Here is a 19,362-nt window from a genome sequence, read left to right on the forward strand (position 1 = left end):
CAGCTAATCTAAAGCTGAAATAATTATAAGGAGGACGCATTGATGACTAAAGCATATTTAGCAACCTACGATTTAAATAGGCCTGGACAGAACTACGACGAAGTTATTAAACTATTTAAAGGTGAGTTGAGCAGAGCTTATTGCAAGTATTGGGAATCAGCTTTTTTATTTACTTCTGATTTAACACCATCAGAAATGATGGAAAAACTAAATCAATACTTAGATAATGGTGACAAAATGATCATTATTGAAGTAGTCAATAACAAAAATGGTTGGCTTACAGAAGATCAGTGGAAATGGATAAATCAAAACATCTTTTAAAAAAACTAATGAACAGGATAGAGAACTTTTTTCCTGTTCATTTTTTTAGAATTCAATTTCATCCAACATGTCAAAGGCATCATCGTAGTCGTAGTCAATGATTTCATCAGCACGCCATAGGCAGTATTCAAAAGCCTTGAATCCGTCTGTCTTACGACGAACCTCTTCTTTCTTCTTGTATGATTTATTCCCATCACCGTTAGTCTTAACTAGTACATTGTTCGTGTACCAGCGCATCAATGGATTATCACCAAAGATAATGTGATTATTGGCAAATGCATCTTCAATCCTTGGCGCTAGTAAATTATCTGCAGCTGTCGGGTTTCGGATCACTTCGATTTCAAATCCTTCTTCCAAAAACATTGGTCGCAATAAATCCATCCGGAAATTATCGGCTACTATTTTCGTTATGCCATATTTTTCACGTTGCTCAACAAACCAGCCGACAACTGTTTTCGGATCGATTGTGGGCCCATCTATGACCGTCAGCAACCCTTTTTCTTCCCATTCTCTTACTGGTGCAAATTTTTCTTTTGTAGTTTCAGAAGCTTTACGGGAATACCCGTAGTAAATGTCCACAAATTGCTTTCTAACGAACGAATGGGTCTTGAATACATAATCATCCCCATCACGAAACAAAAGCCCACAAGCGGCGAAATCACGCAGACTGGCATAGTCTAAACCGCCAATGGCTTGTTTGCCGATTAGGTTTGTTGGGAATGGTCTGTTTGTTGCAAGAATCTCTTCACGACTAGCCACCGATCGTTCTAAGTCTGTGACAGGTAAATTCATACGTTTAGTCATGAACTCTTCTCGGTTGCTTGGATCGTCTTCCAAATCCTCGTATTCTTCCATAACAGTTTCGTAAAGATTGTCCGCATACTCAGATAGTGGCTGATGAAACATAGGATTGGCTAATTCCCAGTTGTCAGGATCATTGACCTGCTCTTCTGAGTCCAGTTTGCAAATGAAAGGAAAAAGAGCATTGAAACGGACTGAACCGATCAACACTCTTTTCGCTTTTTCTTTCATGTTGTCCAAGAATCCCTCACGAACATAACCGTCAGTACCCACATAAAACTCCCTCGGGTTCGGGCGTTTACCAAGCCCACTAATATGGACTTTTACATCTTTGTTCGATTCGTATCGATGGATTTCATCAAAAGCTACTGCTCCATCACGCAATCCATCTTTTGTATCGCCATTACTAGTACGGAATTTTATTTTACTTCCAGTCTTTTTGCTCGTGATCACTGACTTCCCATATTCGAAAGCTTTTTGTAAAGTTTTATTCCGCTTGATTGTATTGTATATCTCTTCGAATGAAGTTTTCGCTTGATCCTCACTATTGGCAACAATCGAAACGTTGTAGTCCATGATGCCGTGCATTTCAGTCTGAAGGAAATTAAGCACTACTGATAACAATCCGTTTTTGCCACCGCCACGACCAAACATCCAAAGAAATTTACGGTAAACATTTCGGTCATTCTTTTTGAAATAAAAAAAGATAAATGCGATTAAGAACTTCTGGAATGGCTGCATTTGGAAATACCATTTCTCACCATAAGCAATGCACTTATCAATCATCGCATCATCGAAGTAAACATCAGCCCGACTAAGAACATCACGTTCTAAATACTCAATTAAATCTGCTCGCTCTTTGTTAAACTTTATTTTCCCCGATTTGAATTGTTCGATATAGTAATCAACGTGTTTTTGATGAATCATGTTAGATCACTCTCATCGTAATCATCTTGATTATCAGTGACTACTTTACCGTTCAAATCATCAAGGTTAAGGTCTTTACCAAGAGCAATAATTGCACGAGAAATCGTAACTTTTTGAGCGATTGCTGGGTTAGTTTTAAGATACGTTTGAGTGCCGTTAAAGCCTTCGACAATTGGTCCGTATTGCTTAACAGCTTTATCCATTTTTCGATAAAGCCTAACTAAATCAAGGTATCTCTCAACTTTTTCAAGTTCCATCTGATCGTTTACGTCAATCTGTCTCAGCAACTGTTTCTTTAAATCTGACATCTTCAAAGGCTCTCACCCCCCTAGCAAAAAAATTTTAGTCATAAATTTGGACAGTTGACCCCTCCCACCGGTTCCCTAGATTGGGATTTGACCCCGAAATAATTCGACCGGGGGTGTATTAGTCCCCACTTTGGTTTAATTTTTTATTCATTTTTGGGATTCTGTTTTCTTTGTTTGTCACTCACCACCACTCATCATCCCACTTTCTTTTCTTTGGTTGCCCACGATAGTTCATTCGATCATGTCGTTTGTTGTGACAGTCCTTGCATAACGTTCTTAGATTGTCTGGATCAAACGCAAGCTCTGGATTTGTTTCTAACTCTTTGATGTGATCAACTTCCAGTGTCGAATCATACTGCGTTGTCAGTCTGCCTTCTGATTTACACCACAGGCATTCATAGTGATCCCTTTCAAGTATTACTTGCCTTAAGTTGCGCCACTTAGTCGATCCGTAAAACCTAGCACGATCTGCTTTGGTTTTTACTATTGGAATCATCTAAAACTCTCTGCCGTGGATAATTGAATCTTTGGAAGGATATTTGTTTGATTGGTATCCTTCAATATCATATCCAGTTATCTTTATATACTGTTTCCCTATCGGTAAATTTCCTGTAGTTTCCCATTGATAATCAATGCTTATCAATCGGCCATTAAATAATTCGTCGCCTTTGTAATAAACTTCTGGGACTGAATCTAAATCTTTTAATCTTATTTCAAGAAGATTGTTTATCTCTTTAGATTTTTCTTCTACGTTTGGCGGAGTTCTTTCCAATTCATTTGGTTTAGTCTTATTTTCATATTGATATAAACAACCATCGCTTTCTATTAAAATCTCTTTGCATCCATGTCTTTCGAACAATTCTGAGATTGAAACAAAGCTAACCCATTTACCGTTTATATTACGAACCATACCAAATGTTAAATTATAGATTGTTAACATGCTGTGATTATCATAAGGTAAGCTTTCTATTGTTCCATGTACCCAATGTCCATCTCTAACTTTGATCATTATGTTGTGTTCTTTTTTCTTTTTACGGAACATGATATCACTCCTCACTTAGTCGTCTTAGATAACTGTTCAGAGTAGATGGTGATCAATGCACGCTGCACTTGTAAGATTCCATCTACTCCAAGCTGAGTAACATCCAACTTCATTCGTTCTTTCAGTAGCGTTGCATTGACAGGTGCCTCAAGCGATCGCTTCATCGTGTAGTAATTCAGTGCTGCAAGTTCATCTACCTTCAGTCCGTAAGCCGTTATGACTTTCCAGAACAGATCAGCAACATCATCCATGTCCTTCTTTTCTCGTAACTGAGTCAGTAACTTGATAAAGTCGTCTTGTTTTTCTGAAACAGATTTCTTTTTGTGATCCTGTGGTTTCTTCATGATCGTCTCTCCTTTTGGGCATAATAAAAACACCTGTGGTTAATCAGGTGTTAGTTAATATGATTAGTTATTTTTAATAATTTTTTTTATAGTAGGTAAACCGATAACCAACACTTCATTTTCTAGGTATCCTAAAGTATTATTATTATACGATAAATTGGTATAAGCAAAAATATACTTTTTATCTACTTTTAGTTTTAAAATTTGATTTCGACCTGGATAACTTAAACTACTGTTTTCATCAAAAAAAGATGTTAAAAAATTAAATTTCACCTCTTTATTATTATTGTATTCATTTTCTTGTTTATAATTAAGACACCTTTTCAAAGTTACATACTTTGCGTTAAAAGCATTATTTAAATAATTTTGAGTTTCAGAATAAATTCTCTTTATTTCGACTATTACTGAACGCTCAATTTCTTTATAATTTGGTTTATCAAGTAACGCTTGTATAGCTTTTTCATTAACTTTATAGTCATAATGGTATTTCAAATTTAAAGCTTTTGATATCCAAATTGACAGTAAATGCGAACTTTCAAATCCTCCGTAATCATTTATACTTTGAGAAACTGAATAGGATGGGATCCATTCAAGAGACATTGCTTGATGTATATCATCAAATCCGTACTTCTCAGACGCTTCTTCCGGACTATCAGCAATAATAAAAAAATCTAAATTTGTGTTTTTATCTTTGTATTCTCCATTCATCAATCCAAGCATATAAGCTAAATAGTCATTATTAACTTCTATATTATTCATTATTCTAACACTCCCCTTATCTCTAATATAAACATCATACCGAACAAAAGAAGAAAAGCAAATATCAAAAAGACAGCACTAGCGAATTCTGAAATGAGGAGTTTCACCTCGATTCAAAAAATTGTGCTGTCTTTATATATCCGTCAAAGAAGAATAAGCGATAAGGAGCTTTCCCCCTTTCGGTTTATGAATTATTGTGAGTAGTCCAACAACCGACTCTCCGTTTCTTCTACGCTATTACTATAACCCGTTTAAATCAAGAAATATACACAGACTTTGAGGTCGCATTTTGTGGCAATGTCAAAACAAGCTCAACTGATCCTGGTCTGCTGAATAGTAGTCCATTTCTTCTTGCTTCTTCCAGCGTTCCTCTCGCCGTGCCTCATACTCATCCACGAATGATAATGTCTTGCGAATCTCTGTATGCCGCTTTCTGATATAAGATACGCTGTAGCCTGTAGCATCTGCTATATCATAAACATCCATGTCATCAATATACTTTAACTTTACAATTTGGACATCTGCACCGCTGAATGAATCGATCAATTCTAACAGTTCGACTTTTTCTTTTTCAAGCAGCGCCAGTTCATTCTCTATGATCCTAATGTTTTCTTCCAACGATGATGATCTTGAATTCTTTTCAAGGCGCACGTTTGCTAAATCACCGTTGACCCATCGATCTAATTCCAACCTACTCTTGTTAAGATTCCATTTCATGAAGAGTATTTGTTCTTCTAAGTCTTGGTAGTTTTTAAGCCATTGAAATCTCACAAACGCCACCCCTTTATGGTAAAATAGTCTTGTCACAGGTCACTTACCCAAAAGGTAGTGGCTTTTTTTATTTATCAAAATGTGAGCCATACTGATGTTCTTCATCAATGATCAAACTCTTCAAGGTCTTACCAAGGACCCTTTTATTCAATGTTCCGTTCGCCTTGGCTTTTTCTAGCAACTTACGCTTCTTCTTTTTTACTTTCGATTTTTTCTTTGGCAATGGCTTTCTTCTCCTTTTCATCCATTTCTTTACCGAAAATCACACTAGCAAATACTGTGGCAAAAAGTGCCACGGCTACTAACACTGCAAAGTCCATCATTTATCCTCCACTTTCCATCGCATCTCGCACTAGCGGATCATTGATAATAATCTTGTACTTCATCTGCTCATGCTGCAGCTGCTGTTCTAGCTGCTCAATTTGTTTCTGCTGGTCCACTATTGTATAGGATAGCCAACTTAGACCTGCGATTGTCATCAGTATTGATACAATAGCTAGTACTGTATAGTGATTAATTTTCATTGGCTTTCAACTCCCAAAATGGTGCCAATTTATATAGTTTTCCGACTTCTCTATTGAGCGAACGAACCATACTTTCTAGTACAGTCGCCCTTGTTCCGATCGTGACATTTCGCTTTTTGGCTTTTTTAACGCTTGTTATGCCGATGTTGTGGCTGAGTTCATCAAAAATCAAAATGCCCTCATAATAGTATTTCCAACCTAAATCGTGATCGGCTTGGATCACTTCCCATAGTTCGTTAGTTACCACGAGATAGTTATAATCACCGATAAACGTTTGACTTGCCTTTGATTTCAAATCAGCTAGCGTGACTTTGATCTCATAACAGCGAATCGTGTTATCTGTTGAATACGTGATATAGTCCACTCGCTCTTTGCCGTACCAACCGATAGTGACTTCAAAACATCCGAAAACACCCATTTTATTTGTATAGTTCCATAAGCATTTCTCTGCTTGTCTGGTCAAATCTGTCTTCAATTGATCACTCCTTCAGTTTGCTATCGCTGACGATTACGGAATTCCCTTTTATATTTTTTTAAACTTTATTATTTCCTCTATACTGGCAATTAAAGTATAATTAGATAAATTTACTCTCATTAAAGCGTTTTTTTTAAGCTCGGAAATAAAATAATATTGTTTATTTTATTTTTAAGAGTATATTGAATTTTGTTTCACAATAACTTATTAGGAGCTATAAAAATGGATAAATTATTAAATCGAAATTTAGAATTAAAAAAAGTAATAGTAGGTACTCTTATAGTTTTATTAGGCCTTTGGGGACTGTTATGGGGACCATCAATAGTCAGTATACTTGCACTGACAGTCACAGGTTTTATTGCTTTTCGCTATGTTTATGGGCCGGGTAGTATAAAGTCCCTTTTTTCTAAACCCACTGCACCAATTAAAAACTTCCTTCTGTACTTCTTTTTAAATCTGATTTTGAGTTTCATTGTCTCTGTGATATTAGAACATGTATTGAAATGGGATCTCAAAGGAAATTCTGCTACAGAAGCTGTTCAGCCTTTACTTTTTCTTATTTTGCCAATAATGATATTGGGTGAAGAACTCTTTTCTATTTTCATTTTATCCATTTTCTCCAGCAAATTTCGTCTTCCAATTGCCAGCATATTGTCAGCGATCATATTTGGGCTAATACATTATTCCACTTATGATAATGGTAATATTATCCATACATTAGGTCATATCTTATTAATACAAGGAGCGGCAAGGATTCTCTTTAACCAAGCTGCTATTAAGAGTAATTCTATAGTTACCAGTTATGCAACTCATTTAATATTTGATTTCACTGCTATTTTGTTAGCTTTTTATTTCGGTTAATATTCATACTATCCAGCCTAATTAGGGCTGGCTTTTTTATTTCGTCGGATAACTGACTTGGTAAAATATGTTACAATACCTAAAAGGAGGTATTGCTTTGGGAACTTTTTTAGCTTTTATTTGGTATATTTTTATAGGATTTATGCTTTATGGAATCATCAGATTGGCAGTTAAACACGGAATTTCCGATTCCAAAAAAAATAATTTATGATTCTGTTGCTACTCTTTTAGGGTAGTTTTTTTATTTCCACAATTTTGGTGGATAGCTTACTTAATCATCATTCATATTTGCAAGCACGCTACCAAATATATATTCGACATTTTCCGCATCTAGCTCTTCTGGAATCTTAAAACCCACTTCTTCTACACAATATTCCCCAATTTCAACATCAATTACTATTTGCTTTATCTTTTTATCAGTCATTATCAAACTATCCTTTCTCAGTTTGCTATTTCTTCCGATTCTCAACTACATTCTTCTTTGTAAAAATCTTCCTCACCTGATTCTTGCAAATTTGCTACTAAGAAATCAGCTCGATCAGTATCAAATTCACCTGCTGCATCTTTGCGATCAGTCCAGCACAACATTGTCCCGGGAAAATATGCGTAAAGCTTATCGCTCGCATCCTCCATCACAACATAGTATTTTTTATCCAAATTATTTCCTCCTAACTAACAAATTTCTGATGAGACAACTTGAGTTCCTCGTCGCCGATCATTGAATATTTCAACGTCGTATCGATTGATTCATGACCCAAGAAGTTCATCACCAATTCGATTGGCATCCCGTGTCTTCTTGCCAAGGTGGCTGCAGTTCGTCTGAATCTATGCGGATGGACATTTGCTACACCTGCTCGATCGCCCAAACGCTTTACAAGCTTCTGAACTCCTGCTGATGTCATTTCCTTGCCTACTGTTTGTCCGAAGAATAATGGCCCAGTGATATGTGGCACGTCTTTCAGATAATGATTTAACGCAATCTTCGCTTTTGCATTCAGGTATAGCGTTCGCTGCTTATTGCCTTTACCGATCACCGTGATTGAGTCATTTTCTTGATCGTAATCCCGAAAATTGAGTGAAACTAATTCCGAAACCCTACAACCTGTGCTAAGCAATAACTCAATCACTAAAGCTTCTTTGGAATTTGCTGTTTCTGATCGCAACTTTTCAACTTCTAGCTCGCTGAATTCCTGTTTCCTACGTTTGGGTACTTTGATGGCTTCTACTCTTGTCCCAGGATCTTTTGCAATATATTCTTCGTTGCATAACCACTTGAAGAATCGGACAATACAACCTCGTTCTCTTGCGAGTGTTCCTTTGCTTACGTTGTCAATCATTTCTCGGTTTGCAATAAACAATCGAATGTCATTCGTAGTAACATCACTAAACGGCTTTCTAACGCTTCTCATGAAGAGATTGATTGTCTGCATATAAAGATTCAAAGTACCGCTTGAAAGCCCCTGTATCTTCTTGGAAACGAAGAATTGCTTATAGGCGGCAATGTCGGATGTTTCATCATAAATCACAACCTCGTTTTTCTGCTCTGTGATCGAATACTTCGTACATTCAACTGTCAAAACAACTTTTAGAGTAGCCAGTTGGTTAGAGTCCATTAACAGTTCAACATCCACTAAAATTTGGTTGATAAGTTTTTCTACACTTTTCAACAGCAGACCTCATTTCAATCTATTTGTTCAAAAAGTATCGAATAATCATCGATCTTTAAAGATTTGGCAATCTCTTCAACAGTCCGCAATTGAATGCCAGCTCTTTTCTTTCTCGCATTTTCATGAGTTTCTCTTAGAGTTAAATTTTTATTTTTCAAGTGCCAGTCAACGTTTGTCCAAAATACTTCGAGAATGTCCATTTCCCCACTCCTTCGATTCTTTGCGAACAGCAACACCACCTTTATTGCAGACCGGACAGTTGATTGCTACTGCCCGGTCAAACATATCTTTTCCCCAAATAATCCTTTCGCCTTTACATCGATTGCATGTCATGGAATCACCTACTTAATCTGCTTACTTTCCATCAAGTGAAGGTACAATAAACCAACATCGATCAATTTCTCATTCATGATTTGAGCAACTTCGCTAGGCTTAAACCCTTTGCCGAAGAGATCTTTTGCTTGGTTAATCACGCCAACTCTCCAATAGAATTTTGCATCTTCCAGAATAATTATTTTGCCGTCACTCTTCCCCATCCGAATCACCTGATAATTCTTTGAAGATAACCTCATCTTTTTTCTTGCTCCAAGTATCAGCGAATGGTGCGAAGTACTGACGAGAGATATCAATCTGATCAATCAATGCATCTTCAGACATTTCATAAACAGCAGCTACTTCGGAAATTTTCTCGCCTTCTTCAATTTGAATTAATACATCACGAGGATTGATTGTGATGCTGTCCGGTAACGGCAATGAGATAGCATTTTTAATGAATTCATCAATGGTTTCTTTGGAAACTTGAATCTCAACCATTTCAATTTCTTCGACACCATCACCGACATCTAATGAAGTTTGTTCTTCTTTCAAGACTTCAATTGTTCCATCGCTATTTACTGCATAATTCACGTTCGGACGTTTAGTCTGTTTATTGATAGGAAGCGTGTAGCCGACTGTTTCAGGTTGGATAGTAACTGATACTGTCTTGCCTAAAAAGTCGCTCAAATCGTCATAACGGCCTTTCAGCGATCCGTTGTTTACCACTAGTAGCACTTCTACGTTTCCGTTAGATTTTGATGTAGCCTTTTTTACCTCTGGTCGAAAGTTTACTTGTTTAGTCATTTTTGTTTTCCTCCAATTTTTTTATAAAAGATTTTTTCTTGATCGAATTGCAACTAGCTTTGATTTTTTCTTACTGCTGCGTTCGTTTGCCGGTCGTGTTCGCCACATCTGTTCCAGCTTTCGAGCAAGTGTTACTGCTTTCGATTCTGTACAGGTTTGGCTGATTTGATATTTGACATCGCCATTTACGTCCAGAAATTGAACATTCCATTCTTTAGACTTCTCCATCACTTGATTCCCTCCAATTTTCTCTTGTGGCGATCGCTTGCTCTTTTGCGCTGCTGACGAGCTGATTCAAAGCAACTCATTTCCTCGAATCTATTGGTTTTAGAATTGAACTTTGCAAATGTCACCGGGAAACCATATCGGTTAGCAAACATCTTCATTTTCAACATTGAGATTGCATCTTGATATCCTTTGACATCAACTACCTTAACCAGCTTGCCTTCTTCATAAATGACGAAATCTGCTCGATAATGTATTGGGGCTACCTTCAAACCATCACTATAAAATCCCTCTTGCAAGATCATATTTTTTTGCATCTCGCAAAAATTATCAGATATTGGCAGAAAGCTCATCCCTTTTTGCTTCAAAATCTTGTAGTATCTGGCTTCCGCTTTAGAATCAAAGGTAATGCCATCGACTAACACCTTACTGTTACCATATTTCGCTCTCTTGATATCTTTGACCATATTTACACCCTTTCTAGCCGCTTATCTGCTGTTTTAGAGAACAGGAACCAACATTCCTCTGAGTTCTTAAAAATTCTTGATGTGATCCGCTGGCCATACGCCTTCCCCATTTCTTTCCCAACCAAGTTCGTTGTAATGATCGTTGCTTGGTTCTGACGAGCTTCAAAAATTGAGTTGATTATGTCATTAGTGAATGCTGTACTCTCACCCGCCTTTGTTCCACCCAACTCGGCTCCTAGATCATCAACCACAACCAGATCGGCTGTTTTGATGTCTTTCATGAGTGATCCTTGAATTTGTTTGCGAAGTTCTTTGTCGTTAAAAGAAAATTTAATCTGTTCTAAAAATTCCCGATAACTAATGAACAAGCATTTTTTCGTGTAATCCGACTGTTCAATAATTGCCCACGTTGCAGCCATAGATAAATGGCTTTTTCCGCTTCCGGATTTACCGCCTAGTACCATGTGTTTCGGTTCGCCATTTAGTACCGATTCGACAAACCGTTGTGCCATCTTGGCTGCTGAAGTTGTTTCCTCATCTATTTGTTTATAATTATCAAATGTGCAATCGAACAAACTTTTATCAGTCAAAACTGAACCGAACTTGAAGAAGTCAATTGTTTTTTTCTTCAAGCTTTCTTGATAAATTCGATCAGTTTCTCTGTCTTCTTTGCGCCGCATATCATAGTAGCCACAAGCCATACAAACTGGAGAACAACGCTCTGAACCATCAGGGTTCTTTTCTTTCCATCCGTACATATTCCCCTCACAGTTTGGACACTTGCCACGAACTTCTAGCCTCTGCGCTATCATTTTCTGAATGCCTTGACCTAGCGTTTCCATATTTCACCTCATTAAAACGGCAGTTTGTTGTAATCGTAGTCTTCTTCTGATTTCAAACGTTGACCGATATTTTTCTTCATAGGATGTTTTTTCTGAGCCATCATCTTGTCATAATGTTTTCGCAAACTATCCGCAGAAAGAATATTTTTGTACCAAAAATCGTCTTCACCTGACCAAACAATCAATTCTTGAATATCCTTTCCTGGCCGTTTGTCTTTTTCAATCATAAGACGAATCGTATTTGCCCATTTATCAAGATCGGGTTCTTTGATTTCATGGTTCTTTCTGATAACTTTTAACAGAGTATTCGATAATATTTTGCAAGGGTCGTCGTCCGCGTAAACGCGCTTTTGGCGTTTTCCTGACGTACTATCTTTTACATTCTTATCATTATTAACATTCTTATTATTGTTCTGTTGCTGTTCACTTGCTGTTCTGTTGCTGTTCTGTTGCTGTTCACTTATGGTTTTTGTGTAACGCTCAAACCCTTGGTATTCCTCATAGTTCAGTACTGTAAATAGTGTTCCGTAATCGGTAGTTTCAATTTCGATTCGATTTTCCTTCACCAGTTGTTCAATTTTGCTCTTAATGGTGTTAAGAGAGTAATACTTGAATGCTCTTTTCTCCATGTAAGCCAAATCATTTTGTAAATTCCTGTACGATCTTAAATACTGACCACGATTCAGATGGATGCCTGCAATGTTGGTGCCTTCTTTGGCAAAAACAGCATTTCCATAAATGTAGAAGAAGATTCTAAACTTAACGACATCCGTCCAAATTGGGTTTTCAAATATTTCTCTACTTGTTTGAAATGCGCCTTTCACCATGAAATCACCACCTTACAAGTCGTTCATACTTGTAAATCCGGTTATTCGTTGATTTGCCCGGCAATACTCACAAGTTCCACAAGCTTCTGGTTTTTCTTCACCCATTTTTATCCGTTGAATACGATCGATGTTGTCTCTTAAGTTGATTAACTCGAATGACATTTTGTCCTCGTCCAGTGTGATCAACTTCGCTTCGCTAGGTGTCTGCTTAGAAACTGCAGCGATTATAGGAACAAAATCTTTTCCGTATTGCTGTTTGAGTAATTCGCAATATACAGCCATCTGCAAGACGTACCCAAAATTCTCAATGAAGGTGCATCGTTGGCCGTAAATCTCATTCCATTTTCTTTCATGGATGTCTTTACTTGTTTTGATATCTACGAAATAGTCATCATCGAGATTTAAGCAATCAATTTTCCCCTTCCAATCGACACCAAATAGTTCCCCAGTTACGATCACTTCTTTTTCGCCTTGGTATAGATTCAGGAACGCATCTTCTACGATCAGTCGATCAATCATCTGTTCAGCGATCTTGAAATCTTTCAAAAGTCCATAAGGTTTTCTAGAAGAAAACATCCTGTTTTTATTTTCTTCCTTAAATTTTTCATGAACAGCTAGATCCTCAAAATAAGAATGAACGTAGTTACCAACTAATAGAGCGATTGGATCAGATGATGGTTGCCAGTCACCTTTTAGTTTGGCTAAAGCAGCTGCAGGACATTTGAGAAAATTTTTGTATTGAGATACCGACATGTATTGCCAGTCCGCTTCATTGCCGTAGTAATTATCATCATTGAGCTTGATCTTAGAACGGGTAATCTTCTTCTGGGAGGATTCCTTCATCATTGGCACCTTCCTCTCTTTCAAAGTTAGGAATGATACCAGAATCACCTTGAACAGGATTTGCTTCTTTGGTTGCTTTTTCTAACGATTCCAAATCAACTGGTTGTTCGTCCGCCTCCTGATCAACAGCTTCTTTCGGTTTCATCAAGTCTTCGATTGGTGCTGATTCTTCAACTGGTTCTGCTTGCTTAATGCCCATTTTCTGTTGTAATTTATTTTCGATTGCTTGAACCTTAACTGGTTCTGCAGGTTTAATTTCACGATCATCAAATTCATTTTCAAGTGTATCTTTTGCAGCTTGAACGAATAAATCATTGTCATTGCTCGTGTTGATTAAAGCTTTAGCTGCTCGGTTGATTACCGTACGCTTTGCCATTTCTTCCGGAAATTCTTTTTGAGGTCCAGAACCCTTCATTTTTGACTTAGCCCAACTTTGATCAATTTGTTTCTTGGTCATGACCGTTGTGGTTTCTTTGCCATTAGCAAGCTTGATTACTACGTAGGCAGCAACAATTTCGTTATCAAGATTTTCAAAACTGGTTTCGTGTTTAGTTACTACCATATTTGGTCCATCCATTCCCACTTGAAAATCATCGCCTTTTCGGACCACTACAGGTGTGATGTCAGCTCCACCTGTTACACGATCAAGAACTGCCATGGTGCCAAAATATGAACGCATAAGCTGTACTTTGTTTCCATACTTGATGAAGTAGCATTGTTTCTTCGCAGGTGATAGTCCTTGAATAACCATGTCCAACAAGGCATTGGAAATTGATGTCTTCGTTTCTTGGTTGTTAGCAGCTGCTTGAAGCAAGTTGCCTGCTGTGTTATTTGTAAGCTCGAAGAAAGCACTCTTCAATGCATTCTGTGGGCTGTAATTTGGCGGCATTTCTAACCCTTGATCTTTTAACCGATCTAGATTGCCAATTACTTGCTCGTCTAATGAACGTTGCGTTGTTTGAGTTAAATCATTTGCCATTTTTAAATTCCTCCAATATTTATTTTTCTGTAGTTTTCTTTTACGTAGTCGATGATCTGATCTTCATGAACTAATCCCAAATCAGTTGTGTAGACGGTGTCGCCTTTGTATAGTGGATCGCCTTTCCAATCAACGGCGATTTGATTTGGTTCAGTTTCAGGCTGTTGACGAGCACCTAATGAATCAAAAACATTCATATAATCACCTCTTAAAATTCCCAAAACAATTTGTAACGTCCGTCTTGTTCTACCAGATTGTCCACTCCTTCGTTCTGAAGTTGAGACAAGAACCCTGGCGTTAGTCCTTTACTAGCGATCGTAATGCTTGTGCGTCCTTGACTAGCGGCAGTCATGATGCTATCGATTACTCGCTCTTGAGCGTTCCCAAGCATTGCTGTATAGATGTCATCGTTAAGTCCAGTAATAGTAATCATTTGAAAATTTCTCCTCTCGTGCTACAATGTAGCCAGATATGTTTCGTATGCGACTCAATGCTTGCCGGCGGAGTCGCTATTTTTTTGCATATAATTTCTTAATCTCCTTGAGACGTCTGCCGCATTTCGTGCAGTAGGGACCTTTCCACGGCTCACATTTTTTCAATTCTGTAGCGTTGATGAGTTTCATCCTATTGCAGCTCTTGCATTGGAACTGATGAAGCTTCTCTTCTATCAGCATTTTGTCCCCCCCTCCTTAATCGTCTTCTATAAGCAATCTCGTCATACTTGATCAACCACCACATGATTGACACTGGTAATGCTACGACCGCCCAATCTGGCAACTGTCGGTAGTTACCGAACCAAACGCCCGAGAAAAATATAGTGATGATGAATGCTGATCTTCGTAAACCTTTCATAAAATCACCTCAATTCTATTTGCCGATTAAGCCGATTCTGATAAATCAACTCTTGGTAACTCCTTAATTCCCGAATCGATAAATCTCGTTGCGTGTCAGTCAGTGGTACTTTTCGATCGTTAAGTTGATCGTGTAAGGTTCTCATCTTTTCTTTGATAAGACCGTGGATCATAAGTTCTTGTTGCAAGTTATAGTTCATGCTGTAGCACCGCCAAGCACCTCGTGTGGCGATAATTTATTGGTTAAATACTTATTAGTATCTTTCCACTTTAAGAACCATAAGAATGTTTGGTAATGAATAAACGTGGTTGAAGGCCCCGGGCGAAGTAAACCTTCTGCGAATTCAGGAATTTCGTCCATCTCTTTGCAATATTGCAGCAAAGCCGATTTTGACATTCCGTGAAATTTTTCTAAGATAAGCCCTTGCCGATACCAATCATCTGGATTTACTTCTTTTTCAGCAGATACGATCAATTCTTTTAATGTCGGCTTTTTCAATTCGATCCCTCCTAAAAGTTGTCATTCCAAATTTGATATTTTATTGCAAAATCTTTTACTGTAGATAAATAGATCTCGACTAACTTTTTGTCGCCAGCAATAGCATCGACTTGATTAAGCTTGTCTCGTTTTGATTTACTTACACCTTCATCAGCCATTCGACGGCGGCTATTTGTCACACGTATAGAAAGATTGACCCCAGCACGTCTTTCAACTTCTTTGTAAATTTCATTCCTTACGTTTCTATGTGTATCGCTGCCACCACCTTGAATACGGGCAATCTGATTGATCAATGAATTCGCATTTTTACGCCAGTCAAGTGTATTTAGTGCTACAATTTCTGATACGCTGTCTATTTTTGATTCCAATTGTTTTGTGGCAATTTCTTGCTTAGCAACCGCCGTGAACAACCCTTGGAACATTTGTAGTTCTGGACTAAGATTTGAAGTATCAATTAATTGTTGCTTGTACTGCTTTTCTACTTGAATAAAATATTGTCTAGCCTGTTTCCCTTTCTCAGTCCGCTGGATCATTGAAACTTCTTTAGCCATGTCTAGTTTCATCGTGTGATCGTTTATTGGTCTCCCACCATATGGTTTTTCACTTTTTTGTGATAAACCTATAAAATCAACGTTTTCGGCAAATCCATATTCGACCATACGTTCAAACCATTGTGTGTAGGGTGTTTTCACTTCCAAAAACTCATGCAATTCTCTACCGCTTACTAACTGTTCATCGTTATCATTTGTTGTAACTTTGATTAACTCGTACATAACTATCCTCCTTGCGATCGATTTTTTTGTTATTTAACTACACAGTCACTTGTTTTATCAATCCAATAACGAGTAAACTCGTTTTTAGTACCAAAAAAAATTTCTTCTGGATTTACATAATATAAACTTGGAATCATTTGAACATACTTTTGTTTCATTTTGTTCGAGTCTTGCTCCCAACTAGCTAGCGTTTGGTAATTCACGCCAAATTTTGAAGCAGCTTCTTTTTGAGTCATTCCTGCTAAAACTCTTGCACCCTCTAGAGAAACTTTCTTTTTCATAGAATCACCTCCTCTTCGTAAACAAATATAAACGAGTTTATTCGTTTAGTCAACTAGTAAACTCGTTTTTTTATTTAAAAAACATAGTTATTTTATTGCTGATACATTGCCAATAACGAGTTTATCCGTTAGAATGTTAGTATAATAGTAATCTTAGGAGGATCTAAAAATGGCTAGACCTGCATTAAATAACTTTGAAAAACAACTTCGTAAAGAAATATCTGAAAATCTAAAAAAAGTTACCCACGGAAAGACTCAAGCTCAAATTTCCCAAATGACAGGTATTCCAGCTTCAACTATCTCTGGTTATTTTTCTCAAAGATCGACGATAAAAGAAGAAAACGTCAAAAAAATAGCAAAAGCCTTTGGAGTTCCGGAAATTGAAATTGATCCTAGATTTGCTCATAATTACGATTTTTTAAGTTTGAAAAAAGATGTGATGAACGAGTTAAGTTCTGGAAGGAAATTTAATGAAAGTGATTTTCGCGAACTCGCAAAAAAAACAAGTGACTTAGGAATGAGTTTAAGTCAAATGAAAACAGAGAGAGGAAACAATATAACTGCTGTTTATCATGATACACATGATTATAATTTTTTTGATACTTCTGTTGCTGCTGGTTTGCCCACATCCATCGAAGCATTTGATCAAGATCATATTGAACAAATTGCTATTCCGGACTATGCGATGGGAAAATATTCTGGTATGACAGATATTTTTTTCACAAGAACCAACGGAGATTCTATGAATAATGTTATACCAAATGGTTCTCTTATAGCAGTAAAGAAAATCATGGACTTCTCTGAACTAAAAAATGAAGATATTGTAGTTTTTAGCAACGATAACGAGTTTTCTGTCAAAAGATTTTTTAATGATAGAGAAAATAAGCGGTTGGTATTTCGACCAGATTCAAATAATATATCTTTCACTGATTTGATAGTTGATTATGACGAAGCTAAAGATTTAAGAGTTTATGGAAAAGTTGTTGTTTATATTGTACAACTATAAAAAAAATACCCCAACCGAAGTTCCAGCTTCGATAAGGGTTCCTCATTTCTGAGAGATTACAAAATTATTATATCAAAGAAATGAGGTCATTACATGAAAAAGATTTACTGGTTGTTTTTATTATCCCTTATGTTTTTGAGCGCATGTGGAAATTCTTTATCTTCAGAGGATTTCGATGATTTAGGCAAAGGTATGACAAGTGAAGAAGTTAAAGAGGTTCTAGGAACCCCTAAGAAAACCTACAAAAAACAGACGGAAGTTTCTGAATTGATCGATGAAACAGTAAGTACTTACTCGCAACTACTTGCTATGACAGATGAAGACGAATTTCCTAATGAGTATAAAAAAATTTACGATAGAGCTATAGAGTTTGCCCAAGTGAAAGTGCTCCTAGAAGAAAATAAAGCAATAACTGCTTTTACTTACGAGTACACCTATAAAGATTCAGATGATAAGAACCAAAAAGATGAAAAGGAACTTTATTTTTATAACGACGGACTTATAGCATACTAAAAAAGCACGCCCCTCTTTCCTGACAGTCAGGGGGCGTGCAAACAGAAAATAACCAATAGGTTACGCCTATTGTATCAGAAAATAGGAGTTGTTAAAAGTGTGGATTGAGAAACTAGCGGATGGAAAATTCAAGTATGTAGAAAGATATAAGGATCCGTACTCTGAGAAGACCAAAAAGAAAAGTGTTATACTCACAAGCGATTCTGCTCAAGCCTCTAACAAGGCACGTAAGCTATTAGAAATAAAGATTAACGAAGCGATTAATGAGAAGAAAAAAGAGCGGATCATGTTTCATGATGCGATTGATCAGTGGTACGAAGGGCATAAAAAGCCGCTTAGAAATAGTTCCAAAATGGCGTATAACGCAACAATAAAATCAGTTAAGGGTATGATTAGTGCCGATGTTTGGGCAGACAACATTGACGCTCCCCTTCTTCAGACTGCATTCAACAAACTTGACTACTCGGATGAGTACCTAAGTACAATAAAATCTATATTCAACATGGTATTTGAATACGCTCGTAGAATGGGCTACGTGGATTTTAATCCAATGGCTGACGTTATTATCAAGAAAAGACCAAAAACCCGTGAGGACTTCAAGAAACTCGAAAACAAGTACTTAGAACGTGAAGAAGCTGAGAAATTAATTGAGGAACTTTATCGCAGGCCATCAACTTATCGTTTGGCTAGACTGGCAGAATTTATGTTCTTAACTGGTATGCGTGTTGGTGAGGCTACAGCAATGCAGCCAAATGATTTTGACTTAGTTAATCGTCAAGCTCATGTAAATGGATCAATAGACCGAACTGAAGGCTATCGCAAAGGTATCAAAGGACCCGTTAAAACAAACGCATCTTATAGAACGATTGATATTACAAAAAGGACAATTGATCTCGTTCAACGAACCATTGATGAGGTGAATTTGGATGCTATTGAGAATCCTAAATTTGAAAAATTGAACTATCTGTTTGTAACCAAAAATGGCGTTCCCGTTCAAATTAATTCTTTCAACCTCGGCCTGAAAAAAGCTGGAGCAAGAGTTGGACTTGAACATAAGAATTTATCATCCCACATTTTTCGTCACACCCATATTTCATGGCTTGCCGAAAAAGGATATCCGTTAAAAGCGATCATGGATCGAGTTGGACATGAGGACTCCAAGATTACAAATCAAATTTACACACACGTTACTAAAAATATGCGTGCAAATATCCTAGAAGATTTGGAAAAGGATGGACTTTAAACTACAATTTATTGCCCCTTTCCTGCCCCTTTAGACTATATGTATAAGACAAAACCCGTTAAAGCCCTAGAGCCTCAACGGGTTTTTAATGAAG

At 37.1% G+C, this 19,362-nt stretch carries 32 protein-coding genes; 5 read left to right on the forward strand and 27 right to left on the reverse strand.

Annotation, left to right across the window (positions count from 1 at the left end):
• Positions 1 to 42 precede the first annotated feature (42 nt).
• Positions 43 to 321, forward strand: a complete 279-nt coding sequence (locus IGI89_RS16820; protein ID WP_216448674.1) for a hypothetical protein — start codon at positions 43 to 45, stop codon at positions 319 to 321.
• 45 nt (positions 322 to 366) lie between these two features.
• Here the strand turns inward: IGI89_RS16820 and IGI89_RS16825 are convergent, their stop codons facing one another.
• The 10 genes from IGI89_RS16825 to IGI89_RS16870 all read right to left on the reverse strand — a co-directional run bounded on the left by IGI89_RS16825 (position 367) and on the right by IGI89_RS16870 (position 6,272).
• A complete protein-coding gene (locus IGI89_RS16825) occupies positions 367 to 2,049 on the reverse strand; it encodes a terminase TerL endonuclease subunit (protein WP_438735926.1) in 1,683 nt (560 codons plus the stop codon).
• Positions 2,046 to 2,357, reverse strand: coding sequence for a P27 family phage terminase small subunit (locus IGI89_RS16830; protein ID WP_010736761.1), 312 nt, complete (start codon positions 2,355 to 2,357; stop codon positions 2,046 to 2,048). Before IGI89_RS16830 ends, IGI89_RS16825 begins: the two co-directional genes overlap by 4 nt.
• Before the next feature lie 181 nt (positions 2,358 to 2,538).
• Entirely contained in the window at positions 2,539 to 2,853 is a 315-nt protein-coding gene (locus tag IGI89_RS16835) for an HNH endonuclease (RefSeq protein ID WP_438735927.1), read from the reverse strand.
• On the reverse strand, positions 2,854 to 3,399 hold the full coding sequence (locus tag IGI89_RS16840; protein ID WP_413139683.1) for a hypothetical protein: 546 nt from the start codon (positions 3,397 to 3,399) through the stop codon (positions 2,854 to 2,856). It lies immediately after the preceding gene.
• 11 nt (positions 3,400 to 3,410) lie between these two features.
• A complete protein-coding gene (locus tag IGI89_RS16845; protein WP_438735928.1) occupies positions 3,411 to 3,743 on the reverse strand; it encodes a hypothetical protein in 333 nt (110 codons plus the stop codon).
• Positions 3,744 to 3,806: 63 nt separating this feature from the next.
• Positions 3,807 to 4,502 (reverse strand): hypothetical protein, encoded by a 696-nt coding sequence (locus IGI89_RS16850; RefSeq protein WP_438735929.1) that lies wholly within the window; start codon positions 4,500 to 4,502, stop codon positions 3,807 to 3,809.
• Positions 4,503 to 4,802: 300 nt separating this feature from the next.
• Entirely contained in the window at positions 4,803 to 5,273 is a 471-nt protein-coding gene (locus tag IGI89_RS16855) for a hypothetical protein (protein ID WP_438735930.1), read from the reverse strand.
• A gap of 182 nt (positions 5,274 to 5,455) precedes the next feature.
• Complete coding sequence (locus IGI89_RS16860) at positions 5,456 to 5,593, reverse strand: hypothetical protein (RefSeq protein WP_185080495.1); 138 nt, start codon at positions 5,591 to 5,593, stop codon at positions 5,456 to 5,458.
• Between the two features lie 3 nt (positions 5,594 to 5,596).
• Entirely contained in the window at positions 5,597 to 5,797 is a 201-nt protein-coding gene (locus IGI89_RS16865) for a hypothetical protein (RefSeq protein WP_438735931.1), read from the reverse strand.
• Entirely contained in the window at positions 5,787 to 6,272 is a 486-nt protein-coding gene (locus IGI89_RS16870) for a hypothetical protein (RefSeq protein ID WP_194193248.1), read from the reverse strand. Before IGI89_RS16870 ends, IGI89_RS16865 begins: the two co-directional genes overlap by 11 nt.
• A 222-nt stretch (positions 6,273 to 6,494) precedes the next feature.
• On the opposite strand from IGI89_RS16870, the gene IGI89_RS16875 reads away from it, so the two are divergent.
• Entirely contained in the window at positions 6,495 to 7,133 is a 639-nt protein-coding gene (locus tag IGI89_RS16875) for a CPBP family glutamic-type intramembrane protease (RefSeq protein ID WP_429966699.1), read from the forward strand.
• Between the two features lie 271 nt (positions 7,134 to 7,404).
• Here IGI89_RS16875 and IGI89_RS16880 read toward each other — a convergent pair whose 3' ends face one another.
• The 17 genes from IGI89_RS16880 to IGI89_RS16960 all read right to left on the reverse strand — a co-directional run bounded on the left by IGI89_RS16880 (position 7,405) and on the right by IGI89_RS16960 (position 16,506).
• Positions 7,405 to 7,557 carry a hypothetical protein gene (locus IGI89_RS16880; RefSeq protein ID WP_195960761.1) on the reverse strand — a complete coding sequence of 51 codons (153 nt, stop codon included), beginning with the start codon at positions 7,555 to 7,557 and terminating at the stop codon, positions 7,405 to 7,407.
• A 41-nt stretch (positions 7,558 to 7,598) separates the two neighbouring features.
• Positions 7,599 to 7,790, reverse strand: a complete 192-nt coding sequence (locus IGI89_RS16885; RefSeq protein WP_438735932.1) for a hypothetical protein — start codon at positions 7,788 to 7,790, stop codon at positions 7,599 to 7,601.
• A gap of 11 nt (positions 7,791 to 7,801) precedes the next feature.
• Entirely contained in the window at positions 7,802 to 8,800 is a 999-nt protein-coding gene (locus IGI89_RS16890; protein WP_438735933.1) for a tyrosine-type recombinase/integrase, read from the reverse strand.
• Positions 8,801 to 8,814: 14 nt separating this feature from the next.
• Positions 8,815 to 9,000: a hypothetical protein gene (locus IGI89_RS16895; protein ID WP_438735934.1), complete on the reverse strand. Its 186-nt coding sequence runs from the start codon at positions 8,998 to 9,000 to the stop codon at positions 8,815 to 8,817.
• A 141-nt stretch (positions 9,001 to 9,141) separates the two neighbouring features.
• Positions 9,142 to 9,273 carry a hypothetical protein gene (locus IGI89_RS16900; protein WP_438735935.1) on the reverse strand — a complete coding sequence of 44 codons (132 nt, stop codon included), beginning with the start codon at positions 9,271 to 9,273 and terminating at the stop codon, positions 9,142 to 9,144.
• Between the two features lie 49 nt (positions 9,274 to 9,322).
• Entirely contained in the window at positions 9,323 to 9,919 is a 597-nt protein-coding gene (locus IGI89_RS16905) for a hypothetical protein (protein WP_438735936.1), read from the reverse strand.
• Positions 9,920 to 9,940: 21 nt separating this feature from the next.
• Entirely contained in the window at positions 9,941 to 10,147 is a 207-nt protein-coding gene (locus tag IGI89_RS16910; RefSeq protein WP_325837274.1) for a hypothetical protein, read from the reverse strand.
• The gene (locus tag IGI89_RS16915) at positions 10,147 to 10,611 is read right to left on the reverse strand and encodes a DUF1064 domain-containing protein (RefSeq protein WP_438735937.1); all 465 of its coding nucleotides are present in this window, start codon (positions 10,609 to 10,611) and stop codon (positions 10,147 to 10,149) included. Before IGI89_RS16915 ends, IGI89_RS16910 begins: the two co-directional genes overlap by 1 nt.
• A 2-nt stretch (positions 10,612 to 10,613) precedes the next feature.
• The gene (locus tag IGI89_RS16920; RefSeq protein WP_438735938.1) at positions 10,614 to 11,453 is read right to left on the reverse strand and encodes an ATP-binding protein; all 840 of its coding nucleotides are present in this window, start codon (positions 11,451 to 11,453) and stop codon (positions 10,614 to 10,616) included.
• Positions 11,454 to 11,464: 11 nt separating this feature from the next.
• Entirely contained in the window at positions 11,465 to 12,280 is an 816-nt protein-coding gene (locus IGI89_RS16925; RefSeq protein WP_438735939.1) for a hypothetical protein, read from the reverse strand.
• A 12-nt stretch (positions 12,281 to 12,292) separates the two neighbouring features.
• On the reverse strand, positions 12,293 to 13,123 hold the full coding sequence (locus IGI89_RS16930) for a PD-(D/E)XK nuclease-like domain-containing protein (RefSeq protein ID WP_438735943.1): 831 nt from the start codon (positions 13,121 to 13,123) through the stop codon (positions 12,293 to 12,295).
• Positions 13,086 to 14,102, reverse strand: coding sequence for a recombinase RecT (locus IGI89_RS16935; protein WP_438735940.1), 1,017 nt, complete (start codon positions 14,100 to 14,102; stop codon positions 13,086 to 13,088). Before IGI89_RS16935 ends, IGI89_RS16930 begins: the two co-directional genes overlap by 38 nt.
• Positions 14,103 to 14,104: 2 nt before the next feature.
• Positions 14,105 to 14,299 carry a hypothetical protein gene (locus IGI89_RS16940; protein ID WP_438735941.1) on the reverse strand — a complete coding sequence of 65 codons (195 nt, stop codon included), beginning with the start codon at positions 14,297 to 14,299 and terminating at the stop codon, positions 14,105 to 14,107.
• Between the two features lie 11 nt (positions 14,300 to 14,310).
• Positions 14,311 to 14,535 (reverse strand): hypothetical protein, encoded by a 225-nt coding sequence (locus IGI89_RS16945; protein ID WP_060792329.1) that lies wholly within the window; start codon positions 14,533 to 14,535, stop codon positions 14,311 to 14,313.
• A 614-nt stretch (positions 14,536 to 15,149) separates the two neighbouring features.
• On the reverse strand, positions 15,150 to 15,452 hold the full coding sequence (locus tag IGI89_RS16950; protein ID WP_438735942.1) for a hypothetical protein: 303 nt from the start codon (positions 15,450 to 15,452) through the stop codon (positions 15,150 to 15,152).
• 11 nt (positions 15,453 to 15,463) lie between these two features.
• Positions 15,464 to 16,225: an antA/AntB antirepressor family protein gene (locus IGI89_RS16955; RefSeq protein WP_010749242.1), complete on the reverse strand. Its 762-nt coding sequence runs from the start codon at positions 16,223 to 16,225 to the stop codon at positions 15,464 to 15,466.
• Between the two features lie 29 nt (positions 16,226 to 16,254).
• On the reverse strand, positions 16,255 to 16,506 hold the full coding sequence (locus tag IGI89_RS16960; RefSeq protein WP_010749241.1) for a helix-turn-helix transcriptional regulator: 252 nt from the start codon (positions 16,504 to 16,506) through the stop codon (positions 16,255 to 16,257).
• Positions 16,507 to 16,675: 169 nt separating this feature from the next.
• On the opposite strand from IGI89_RS16960, the gene IGI89_RS16965 reads away from it, so the two are divergent.
• From IGI89_RS16965 to IGI89_RS16975, 3 genes are all read left to right on the forward strand, one after another.
• On the forward strand, positions 16,676 to 17,512 hold the full coding sequence (locus IGI89_RS16965) for a LexA family transcriptional regulator (RefSeq protein ID WP_010749240.1): 837 nt from the start codon (positions 16,676 to 16,678) through the stop codon (positions 17,510 to 17,512).
• Positions 17,513 to 17,605: 93 nt separating this feature from the next.
• Positions 17,606 to 18,025, forward strand: a complete 420-nt coding sequence (locus tag IGI89_RS16970) for a hypothetical protein (protein ID WP_010749239.1) — start codon at positions 17,606 to 17,608, stop codon at positions 18,023 to 18,025.
• A gap of 97 nt (positions 18,026 to 18,122) precedes the next feature.
• Positions 18,123 to 19,268: a tyrosine-type recombinase/integrase gene (locus IGI89_RS16975; RefSeq protein ID WP_010749238.1), complete on the forward strand. Its 1,146-nt coding sequence runs from the start codon at positions 18,123 to 18,125 to the stop codon at positions 19,266 to 19,268.
• The last annotated feature ends 94 nt before the right edge of the window (positions 19,269 to 19,362 follow it).

Origin of the sequence: Enterococcus sp. AZ141 (assembly GCF_051714385.1) — a bacterium.
Taxonomy (GTDB): Bacteria; Bacillota; Bacilli; order Lactobacillales; family Enterococcaceae; genus Enterococcus_D; species Enterococcus_D entomosocium.